Raw genomic sequence first — 10,447 nt, 5'->3', positions numbered from 1 at the left:
GATAATCCCGGGATGTCGCCCTTGGCCGCCGTGAGCAGCGGCGCCAGGGTGGGGGCGTCGATCCGTTTCAGACGGCCGGTGATCTGGAGCGGCAGTTGATCGGGATACCGTGTCAATGCGGGCACGCCCATCGCCAGGGCGCGGCCGATCAGGCGGGGGGGCTCGGTCGTCGGTTCCGGGATGAAGCTTTCGTACAGATCCTGGGCGCTGGTGGCCGCCAGCTTGGACTTCAGCCAGGCGTAGTCGGTCAGCAGGGTTTCCGCCCGCGCGTCCTCGGCCCCGCGCAGATGGCGGATGGCGTGGCGCCAGGCGTAAGCGTTGGGCAGTCTGGTCCAGTCGCCGCCGCACAGTCGGTCGAGGGCGGCGACCATCGCCCGATGCGCCGTGCGCAGGCCGTCCGGGTTCAGGCGCTCGCGCAGATACCACAGCATGTTGTCGTGCAGCAGCAGCGTGCGGGCGCCGAGGTCGAGGGGCTGGGTCAGCGAAGCGGCGGCGAAGCCCTGGTACAGGTCGTCGGCCTCGAATTCGTCCAACCCGCCGGTTTCGGCCCACAGGGCTTCGATGATCGCCAGGGGGGTGGGCTCGTCCTCGGGCAGGAGCGCCAGTTCCGCCAGACGCTGCGCCGCGATCAGCAGCAGCACGGCCAAAGACGGCGGCGGCCGGTCGGCGAGGTCCAGCAATCGCGCCAGCATGGCAGGCACCAGGGAGACATGGGTGGCCCGTCCGGCCGCCAGATCCCGCCAGACGGCGATGGCGTCGAAGCCCTCGTGCAGCAGGACGGCGGCGCCTGCCTCGGCGCAGCGATGAAGAATGGACAGGCCGCCGATATGAGTGAGCGGCAGGCAGCAGAGCCAAGCGTCGTCCGCCTCCAATCCCAGCCGCCGCCGCGAAGCGGCCACCGCCGCCGCCAGGTTGCCGCCGCTCAGCATGACGCCCTTGGGGGTGCCGGTGCTGCCGCTGGTCTCCACGACCAGCGCAATGCCGGGGGGGAGAGGATAGCCGGGGTCGAAGGCCAGGTGGGGGCGGATCACGGTTCCTCGCGCAGGACCCGGAAGCCGATGTTGTAGCTCTTGATGCGGGCGTCGTTCTTGTAGCGATAGGCGGAACGGGAGAGCTTGGGGAAATAGTACCAGGACCCGCCCCGGGTCACCCGTTCGCGGCAGTCGCCGTTCAGGCGCGCCGAGCCGTCGGCGGGGGCGCCCAGGTGGCTGGGCACCCAGCAATCCTGGACGTACTCCCAGACGTTGCCGGCGGTGTCGTGGAGCCCGAAGGGATTGGCCGGCAAGGCACCCGCCGGCGCGCTCATCTTGCCGCTCCATTCGGTGCCGCACTCCCGGCAGTTGGCGTTGCCCTGGCCGATAGCGTCGCCCCACCAGTATTCGGTTGCCGTTCCGCCGCGCGCCGCGTATTCCCACTCGGCCTCGCTGGGTAGACGATAGGCTTTGCCGGTCTTGCGCTTCAGCCACTGGGTATAGCGCACCATGTCGTCGAAAGTGAGATTGATGATCGGCCGCCGGCCGCGCCCCCAGAGATGATCGTCGGGCACCTCGAAGCAGCCTTTTTCCTCGACGCAGTATTCCCACTCATCGAAGGTCACCTCGTAGCGGCCGATGGCGAAAGGCTTGGCGATGGAGACCGGATGGGCGGGAGTCTCGTATTTCTCCCCCTTGTCGCTGCCCATGACGAAACTGCCCGCGGGGATGGAAACCATCTCGGGACAGCGTGGACAATCGCGGAACGCCCCCCCGGCCAGGGCGGGCGAGGCGAGCAGGACCAGCAGCAGGGGCAGCCGGAACAGGACCATACCCAAGAGGTAAACGCGCCGGAGCGGGCGGTCAAGGCCGGGGCGGGACGGTGGGAGAGAGGATGCGATGCCGTGACGAAGCGCCTAGTTCGACTCGGTCAGTCGCTACCTATGACTTTGGGGATAGCTTATGTCCTCTCGCCTACAGACAGGCGCCCCGGTCGACGATAGAATGCGTTCAAATTCCTGGTTAGCCGATCCAAGAGGGCTAATCGACAAGGCCACGGGCCGCCACAGGCGGCTGATGGAGCGGACCAGGGGAATTGCTCGTCGCTACGTACCACTCCCACCCATGCCTGGGTACGTAGCGAGAGGGAAGGAGGTCGTATCCCGCCCCCCCAGACCCCATGCATCGGGCGGGAATGGACCCCCGGGAAAAGGGCCGCCGGTTTCGACCGGCGGCCCGCTTCTTGTCCGGCATCCGCCGCGCGGGCGGCTCTTCCTTATTCCGGATCGGCGGCGGGCAGGCTGAAGTAGAAGACGCTGCCTTCGCCGGGCTTCGATTCCACCCAGATGCGTCCTCCGTGGCGATCCAGAATGTGCTTGCCGAGCGCCAGCCCCATGCCGGTTCCGGGGAAATCTTCCGCCGTGTGAAGGCGGCGGAAGACGGTGAAGATCTGGCTCATGTACTGGGCATCGATTCCGATTCCATTATCGGCCACCGAAAAGACCCAGCTTGCGCCGCTACGCCGAGCCGCCACCTTGATGACCGGCGGCCCAATAACTCCGCGAACTTCCGTGAATAATCCGGGTTAGCACTAACCGCGCGACGGAGTCCACCGCAGGACTGACGGCGCTCAATTGCCTTCGCGAAGAACCGTTGGCTTGCCGAACATCTTTTCGTACCACGACTTCGCAAGGCATTTCTTATGGGCCGTGAAACAGGAAAATCCGCAACCGGTGCACAGCATGTCGCCGGCGATCATCGGATTGTCTTTCTCGCACTGGGTCATGCAGCGCGCGAGTACCGCATCGCAGGCCTCGGCGGTGAAGGAAAATGGCGCATCGGGTAGTTCGGAATCGGCCAAGACCGGACTCGACGCCAAGAGCGCCAATGCCAGAATCCCCGCTCCCTGCAACGCCCGACCTCGCATATCGCGAATCCCTAATATAGGCGCAGGCTATCACGAAGCGGCGGGCCGGAACAATGGAGTTCGCGCCCGCTACGGTCCCGCCAGCAGCGGCTCGACCAGGGCCTCGAAGGCGGCGTCGGTGAAGATGCCGTACTCGGCGTGGAAGACGCGGCCGTCCGTACCGATCACCACCGTATAGGGCACTTGGCGACGGGCCATCCCCCAGGCCATGCCGAAGCCGGTTCCATCCTCCTCTCCCGCCACCAGAATCGGGTAGGGAAGGGCATGGCGCCGGGAAAAATCGGCCAATTTGTCCGCCACGTCCAGGCCCACCCCCACCACCTGGAGGTTGCGCCGGCCGTAAAGTTCCTGAAGACGGGCGAGATGGCGGGCCTCGGGGTGGCAGGGCGGGCACCAGGGCGCCATGAAGGCGAGAACGACGACCTTGCCGCGCCAATCGTCGATCCGGCGCGGCCTTCCGTCCAGATCGGGCAGGGCCGGCGAAAGGATGGCCCAGGCGTCGGTTCCCACCAGCGGTCCACCCGACAAGGCCTTTTCCATGGCGTCTGTCCCGCTCGTGGCCAGGACGAGGGCCAAGCTCGCCGCCAGAGCCCGATGGCGGACGGTCACGCCGGCCGGGTCCGTCGGCGCAGGATTTCCATCACCTCGGCCGCGGCGGTCGGGATGTGGGTGCCGGGGCCATAGACCGCCGCCACGCCCTTCTGGTGCAGGAACGCGTAGTCCTGGGCCGGCACCACGCCGCCCACCACCACCTGAATGTCGGGAGCGCCTTGCTTCCTCAGTTCGTCGATCAGGGCCGGCACGAGGGTCTTGTGCCCGGCCGCCTGGGACGACACGCCCACCACGTGGACGTCGTTCTCCACGGCTTGGCGGGCCGCTTCCTCGGGGGTCTGGAACAAGGGGCCCACGTCCACATCGAAGCCCAGGTCGGCGAAGGCGGTGGCGATCACCTTGGCGCCCCGGTCGTGGCCGTCCTGGCCCATCTTGACCACCAGCATGCGCGGACGGCGGCCTTCCCTGGCGGCGAAGTCTTCCACTTCCTTGACGATCCGGGCGAAGCCCTCGTCGCCCTCGTAGGCCGAACCGTAGACGCCCGAGATGGAATGGATCTGCGCCCGGTGGCGGCCGTAGACCTTTTCCAAGGCATCCGAGATCTCGCCCACCGTGGCCCGCTTGCGGGTGGCGGCGACGGAAAGCTCCAGAAGATTGCCCGTGCCCGTCTCGGCCGCCTTGGTGAGGGCGTCCAGGGCGGCGCGGCAGCCGGGTTCGTCGCGGGCGGCGCGGATATGCTTCAGGCGGGCGATCTGGCTGTCGCGCACCGCCGTGTTGTCCACCTCCAGGATGTCGAGGGGATCTTCCTTGTCCAGGCGGTACTTGTTGACGCCCACCACCACTTCCTGGCCGCGGTCGATGCGGGCTTGGCGGCGGGCGGCGGATTCCTCGATCAGGCGCTTGGGCATGCCCGATTCCACCGCCTTGGTCATGCCGCCCAGGGCTTCCACCTCGGCGATCAGCTTGCGGGCCTCGGCGGCCAGGGAGGCGGTCAGGCTTTCCACGTAGTAGCTGCCGCCCAGCGGGTCGACCACCTGGGTGACGCCGCTTTCCTCGGCGACGATCAACTGGGTGTTGCGGGCGATGCGTGCCGAGAAGGGCGTCGGCAGGGCGATGGCCTCGTCGAGGGCGTTGGTGTGCAGGCTCTGGGTGCCGCCCAGCACGGCGGCCAGGCATTCCAGCGTGGTGCGCACCACGTTGTTGTAGGGGTCCTTCTCGGTCAGGGACACGCCCGAGGTTTGGCAATGGGTGCGCAGCATCGAGGACTCGGGCTTCTTCGGCTCGAAGGGCGCCATCAGTTCCGCCCACAGCAGGCGGGCGGCGCGCAGCTTCGCCACCTCCATGAAGAAATTCATGCCAATGGCGAAGAAGAACGACAGACGCGGCGCGAACTTGTCGATGGGAAGGCCGCTCTTCAGGGCGGCGCGCACGTATTCCAGCCCGTCCGCCAGGGTGAAGGCCAGTTCCTGCACCGCCGTCGCCCCGGCTTCCTGCATGTGGTAGCCGGAAATCGAGATCGAATTGAACTTGGGCATGCGCTCGGCCGTATAGGCGATGATGTCGGCCACGATGCGCATGCTGGGGGCGGGCGGATAGATGTAGGTGTTGCGGACCATGAACTCCTTCAGGATATCGTTCTGGATGGTTCCCGCCAGCTTGTCCGGCGCGACGCCCTGTTCCTCGGCGGCCACGATGTAGCCGGCCAGGATGGGCAGCACGGCGCCGTTCATGGTCATGGAGACGCTCATCTCGTCCAGGGGGATGCCGTCGAACAGGATCTTCATGTCTTCGACCGAATCGATGGCGACGCCCGCCTTGCCCACGTCGCCCACCACGCGCGGATGATCGGAATCGTAGCCCCGGTGGGTGGCCAGGTCGAAGGCGACCGACAGGCCCTTCTGCCCCGCCTTCAGGTTGGCGCGGTAGAAGGCGTTGGACGCCTCGGCGGTCGAAAATCCGGCGTACTGGCGGATGGTCCAGGGCCGGTTGGCGTACATGGTGGCGCGCGGCCCGCGGACGTAGGGCGGGAAGCCGGGCAGGCCGTCCAGGTGCCGGAGGCCTTCCAGATCCTCCGCCGTGTAGAGCGGCCGGACCGGAATGCCTTCCGGAGTCCGCCAGGTCAGGGTGTCGGCGGACTTGCCGCCCAGTTCCTTGGCGGCCGCCTGCCGCCAGTCGTCGAGGCCGTGCTTGCCGAAGGTCGCCATGGGTCTTTTCCCCGTTATCCGCACCGTGCGAGACGCGGATTATAGCCAATCTCCAAGTCCAGCCGAGAGAAATTCGAATCGCCGGATCGCATGGGGTTCCGCTTCTTATCCACAGAAAGTTATCCACAATATGTAGTGGGCCTGTTGCCGCCACCCGCCAGCATGTTGTATAAGCACGCCACCACATATGGGAGGGATGGCCGTTCGCAAGGGGCCATTGGAACGGGATGACCGACGATACCACCGCCTGCTTGGCCTTCGAGTGGACCCCGGAAATCACCGCGGCGCTGATCGCGCTGTGGGACGAGGGCCTGCCCACCGCCGAGATCGGCAACCGCCTGGGCATCACCAAGAACGCCGTGATCGGCAAGGTGCATCGCCTGGGGCTGACCAAGCGCGCCTCGCCCATCAAGGGCACTCCGCCCGGCCGCAAGGCCCGCCCGCCCTTGTCGGCCGACGTGATCCGCCTGGACCGCCTGGGACCGGGCATGTGCAGTTGGCCGGAAGGCGATCCGGGCAGCGAGGAATTCCGCTTCTGCGGGAAGAAGTCCGTACCCGGCAAGCCTTATTGCGACGAGCATTGCGCCCGGGCCTACGTCAAGCCCTCCAAGGATAAGGACAAGGACAAGAGCATCGCGGCGGCCTGACGCCGGACGCCCGGTTCCCAGGCCGGGCCCCGACCGTCGCCGCCACCGACTTCCCCTCTTGCTCCTTCAGGCCGCCCGTGGCGCCCAGCCCGGGCGGCCTTGATTCCGGGGTACCCTCTTGCCGCCATCGGCGCCCCGCCGATTCCGGAACGGATTGCCGAACATTCCCCGCTGATGGGGCCTTTGTTCGCCTGGTGTTTGCAGAACACTCTTGCAACACGGAACGTTCTGTGCACAATAACAGGCGTTGCGCCCGACCGGGCCGTGTGGAATAAAGGGGGATCGCCATGATTCAGACCGCTCTCCGTCTTGTGGACAAGGACGCCATGGACAAGAACAAGGCCCTGGAAGCCGCCGTCAGCCAGATCGAACGCGCGTTCGGCAAGGGCTCTATCATGAAGCTCGGCCAGCGCGAGGTGGTCGAAACCGATGTCATCTCCACCGGCTCGCTCAGCCTGGATCTCGCCCTGGGGATCGGTGGCCTGCCGCGCGGGCGCATCGTCGAAATCTACGGGCCGGAAAGCTCAGGCAAGACCACCCTGGCGCTCCACGCCATCGCCGAGGCCCAGAAGAAGGGCGGCACCTGCGCCTTCATCGATGCCGAACATGCCCTCGACCCGGCCTACGCCAAGAAGCTGGGGGTCAATATCGACGAGATGCTGATCTCCCAGCCCGATGCCGGTGAACAGGCCCTCGAGATCGCCGACACCCTGGTGCGTTCGGGCGCCATCGACGTGCTGGTGGTCGATTCGGTGGCCGCCCTGGTGCCGCGCGCCGAACTGGAAGGGGAAATGGGCGATGCCCACGTCGGCCTGCAGGCCCGCCTGATGAGCCAGGCGTTGCGCAAGCTGACCGCTTCGGTCTCCAAGTCGCGCACCATGATTATCTTCATCAATCAGATCCGCATGAAGATCGGCGTGATGTTCGGCAATCCGGAAACCACCACGGGCGGCAACGCGCTCAAGTTCTATTCCTCCGTCCGCCTGGAAATCCGCCGCATCGGCGCCATCAAGGAACGGGACGAGGTGGTGGGCAACCAGACCCGCGTGAAGGTCGTCAAGAACAAGATGGCGCCGCCGTTCAAGATGGTGGAATTCGATATCATGTACGGCGAGGGCGTCTCCAAGACCGGCGAACTGATCGACCTGGGCGTCAAGGCCGGCATCGTCGAGAAGTCGGGGGCCTGGTTCTCCTACGACTCCCAACGGGTCGGCCAGGGCCGGGAGAACGCCAAGCAGTTCCTGCGCGACAATCCGGAAATCGCGGCGCGCATCGAGAACGCCATCCGCCAGAACGCGGGGCTCATCGCCGAGGAACTGCTGGCCGGCCCCGAGGAAGAAAGCACCGACTACGGCGCCGCCGAATAGCCCCGGCCGCCGCCCCGCCGACCGGGAAGGGGGCCGCAAGGCCCCTTTCTCCTTTCCGTCCCTCCGCGGGCCGGCGCGCCCCCTGTGGCATCCCTGCACCTCTGCCCAAGGGAACGGCAGGCGCCTTGGGGCGCTTGCTGGACAGGCGGCGGCGGCGGGGGTAAAACTCCCTCCCCCCTCAAAGGGTGGGAATTGGGTGAAGGTGAACCATGCAGAGCGTGAACGATATCCGCAAGGCGTTCCTCGACTATTTCGCCAAGAACGGCCACGAGATCGTGCCCTCCAGCCCTTTGGTGCCGCGCAACGATCCGACCTTGATGTTCACCAACGCCGGCATGGTGCAGTTCAAGAACGTCTTCACCGGGGTGGAAAGGCGCGACTACGTCCGCGCCGCCTCGTCGCAGAAATGCGTGCGCGCCGGCGGCAAGCACAACGACCTGGAAAACGTCGGCCACACGGCCCGCCACCATACCTTCTTCGAGATGCTGGGGAACTTCTCGTTCGGCGACTACTTCAAGGAACGGGCCATCGACCTGGCCTGGACCCTGATGACCAAGGAATTCGGCATCGATAGGAACCGCCTGCTGGTCACCGTCTATTCCGAGGACGACGAGGCCTTCCAGCTCTGGAAGAAGATCGCCGGCCTGCCGGAAAGCCGCATCGTCCGCATCCCGACCTCCGACAACTTCTGGGCCATGGGCGATACCGGGCCTTGCGGCCCTTGTTCGGAAATCTTCTACGATCACGGCGATCACATCCCGGGCGGCCCGCCGGGCAGCCCGGGCGAGGACGGCGACCGCTTCATCGAGGTCTGGAACCTGGTCTTCATGCAGTACGAGCAGGTGAACCCCACCGAACGGGTCGGCCTGCCCAAGCCGTCCATCGACACGGGCATGGGGCTGGAACGCATCGCCGCGGTCATGCAGGGCGTGCACGACAATTATGACATCGATCTGCTGCGCGGCCTGATCGAAGCCTCCGCTGAAGCTTCCGGCGCCGAGGCCGACGGTCCGCACCGCATCTCCCACCGGGTGATCGCCGACCACCTGCGTTCCACCAGCTTTTTGATCGCCGACGGCGTGCTGCCGTCCAACGAGGGGCGGGGCTACGTGCTCCGGCGCATCATGCGGCGCGCCATGCGCCACGCCCACCTGATGGGGTGCGAGGACCCCTTGCTGTTCAAGCTGGTGCCCGCCCTGGTCACCCGCATGGGGCCCGCCTTCCCCGAACTGCAGCGCGCCGAGGCCCTGATTTCCGAGACCCTGAAGCTGGAGGAAACCCGCTTCAAGAAGATGCTGGATCGCGGGCTCAAGCTGCTGGACGAGGCATCGGCGGACCTGCCGGCGGGCTCCAGCCTGGCCGGAGATGTGGCATTCAAGCTTTACGACACCTTCGGCTTCCCCCTGGACCTGACCCAGGACGCGCTGCGCGCCAAGGGGATTGGTGTCGATACCGCCGGCTTCGCGACCGCCATGGAACAACAGCGCGCCGAGGCCCGCCGGGCCTGGGCCGGCTCCGGCGAGGCGGCCACCGAGGCGGTCTGGTTCGAAATCCGCGAACAGGTGGGCGCCACCGACTTCCTGGGCTACGACACCGAGACCGCCGAAGGCCGTGTCGTCGCCCTGGTCAAGGGCGGCCTGCGGGTGGAAGCCGCCCAGGCCGGCGACGAAGTCGCCCTGGTGCTCAACCAGACTCCCTTCTACGGCGAATCCGGCGGCCAGGTGGGCGATGCCGGCCTGATCCTGGCCGACGGCCTCAAGGTCGTCGTTTCCGACACCCAGAAGAAGCTGGGCGACCTGCATGTCCACCTGGGGCGCATCGAAGAGGGAACCCTCAAGCTGGGGGCCGAGGTCAACCTGCGGGTCGACCACGAACGCCGTTCCGCCGTGCGCGGCCACCATTCGGCCACCCACCTGCTGCATGCGGCGCTGCGCAAGTACCTGGGCGACCACGTCGCCCAGAAGGGCTCGCTGGTCGGCCCGGACCGCCTGCGCTTCGACATCAGCCATCCCAAGGCCCTGACCGCCGAGGAGGTCGCCCTGGTGGAGGCCGAAGTCAACCGCGAGATCCGCCTCAACACCAAGGTCGCCACCCGCTTGATGGACCCCGAGACGGCCCAGAAGGAAGGCGCCATGGCGCTCTTCGGCGAGAAGTACGGCGAGGAGGTGCGGGTGCTCGCCATGGGCAGCACCCACGGCCATCGCCATTTCTCGGTGGAACTCTGCGGCGGCACCCATGCCAGGCGCACCGGCGACATCGGCCTGTTCAAGATCGTGTCCGAAGGCGCGGTGGCGGCCGGCGTGCGCCGCATCGAGGCGGTCACCGGCCCGGCCGCCGAAGCCTGGCTGGCCGAACAGGTCAAGCTGCTGGACAGCACGGCGGCATTGCTCAAGACATCGCCTTTGGACCTGCCCGGCCGCATCGCCGCCCTGCTGGAAGATCGCAAGAAGCTGGAACGCGACTTGGCCGACACCCGTCGCCAGATGGCCATGGGCGGCGGCGGGGGCGGGAACTCCGACCTTCGGGAAGTGGCGGGCGTCAAGTTCCTGCCCAAGCTGCTGGACGGCGTTCCGGCCAAGGACCTCAAGGGCCTGGCCGACGAGATGATGAAGCAGGTGGGATCGGGCGTCGTCGCCCTGGTCGGCACGGCCGACGGCAAGGCGTCCCTGGTGGTGGCGGTCAGCCCCGACCTGACGGGCCGCCTGAGCGCCGTCGACCTGGTGCGCGCGGGTTCGTCCGTGGTGGGCGGCAAGGGCGGCGGCGGCCGTCCCGACATGGC

The 10,447-nt window shown here is 66.9% G+C and carries 9 protein-coding genes; 3 read left to right on the top strand and 6 right to left on the bottom strand.

Annotated elements, in window-relative coordinates; all coding sequences use genetic code 11:
- The 6 genes from H7841_16825 to scpA form a co-directional block, all read right to left on the bottom strand.
- Positions 1 to 1,031 (bottom strand): AMP-binding protein (locus tag H7841_16825; GenBank protein MEO5338530.1); only part of this gene is annotated, 1,031 nt, incomplete at its 3' end.
- A complete protein-coding gene (locus H7841_16820; protein ID MEO5338529.1) occupies positions 1,028 to 1,804 on the bottom strand; it encodes a formylglycine-generating enzyme family protein in 777 nt (258 codons plus the stop codon). The genes H7841_16820 and H7841_16825, both read right to left, overlap by 4 nt.
- A 443-nt stretch (positions 1,805 to 2,247) precedes the next feature.
- Complete coding sequence (locus H7841_16815) at positions 2,248 to 2,466, bottom strand: ATP-binding protein (protein MEO5338528.1); 219 nt, start codon at positions 2,464 to 2,466, stop codon at positions 2,248 to 2,250.
- A gap of 135 nt (positions 2,467 to 2,601) precedes the next feature.
- Positions 2,602 to 2,832 carry a hypothetical protein gene (locus tag H7841_16810; protein MEO5338527.1) on the bottom strand — a complete coding sequence of 77 codons (231 nt, stop codon included), beginning with the start codon at positions 2,830 to 2,832 and terminating at the stop codon, positions 2,602 to 2,604.
- A gap of 135 nt (positions 2,833 to 2,967) precedes the next feature.
- On the bottom strand, positions 2,968 to 3,507 hold the full coding sequence (locus tag H7841_16805) for a TlpA family protein disulfide reductase (protein ID MEO5338526.1): 540 nt from the start codon (positions 3,505 to 3,507) through the stop codon (positions 2,968 to 2,970).
- Positions 3,504 to 5,654: a methylmalonyl-CoA mutase gene (gene scpA, locus H7841_16800; GenBank protein ID MEO5338525.1), complete on the bottom strand. Its 2,151-nt coding sequence runs from the start codon at positions 5,652 to 5,654 to the stop codon at positions 3,504 to 3,506. Before scpA ends, H7841_16805 begins: the two co-directional genes overlap by 4 nt.
- A 227-nt stretch (positions 5,655 to 5,881) precedes the next feature.
- Here scpA and H7841_16795 point away from each other — a divergent pair, with 227 nt between their 5' ends.
- From H7841_16795 to alaS, 3 genes are all read left to right on the top strand, one after another.
- Complete coding sequence (locus H7841_16795; protein MEO5338524.1) at positions 5,882 to 6,301, top strand: GcrA family cell cycle regulator; 420 nt, start codon at positions 5,882 to 5,884, stop codon at positions 6,299 to 6,301.
- 287 nt (positions 6,302 to 6,588) lie between these two features.
- Positions 6,589 to 7,668: a recombinase RecA gene (recA, locus tag H7841_16790; GenBank protein ID MEO5338523.1), complete on the top strand. Its 1,080-nt coding sequence runs from the start codon at positions 6,589 to 6,591 to the stop codon at positions 7,666 to 7,668.
- A 209-nt stretch (positions 7,669 to 7,877) separates the two neighbouring features.
- Positions 7,878 to 10,447, top strand: a 2,570-nt coding sequence (alaS, locus tag H7841_16785; protein ID MEO5338522.1) for an alanine--tRNA ligase, incomplete at its 3' end; no start/stop codon positions are given.

This window comes from Magnetospirillum sp. WYHS-4, from assembly GCA_039908345.1.
In the GTDB taxonomy this organism is placed as follows: Bacteria; Pseudomonadota; Alphaproteobacteria; order Rhodospirillales; family GLO-3; genus JAMOBD01.
This window is presented reverse-complemented; position numbering and strand designations above follow the sequence as displayed.

Excerpts from the sequence above, each read along its gene's own strand:
- H7841_16820 (MEO5338529.1), bottom strand. The coding sequence starts at position 1,804 with ATGGTCCTGTTCCGGCTGCCCCTGCTGCTGGTCCTGCTCGCCTCGCCC.
- scpA (MEO5338525.1), bottom strand. The coding sequence starts at position 5,654 with ATGGCGACCTTCGGCAAGCACGGCCTCGACGACTGGCGGCAGGCGGCC.
- H7841_16795 (MEO5338524.1), top strand. The coding sequence starts at position 5,882 with ATGACCGACGATACCACCGCCTGCTTGGCCTTCGAGTGGACCCCGGAA.
- recA (MEO5338523.1), top strand. The coding sequence starts at position 6,589 with ATGATTCAGACCGCTCTCCGTCTTGTGGACAAGGACGCCATGGACAAG.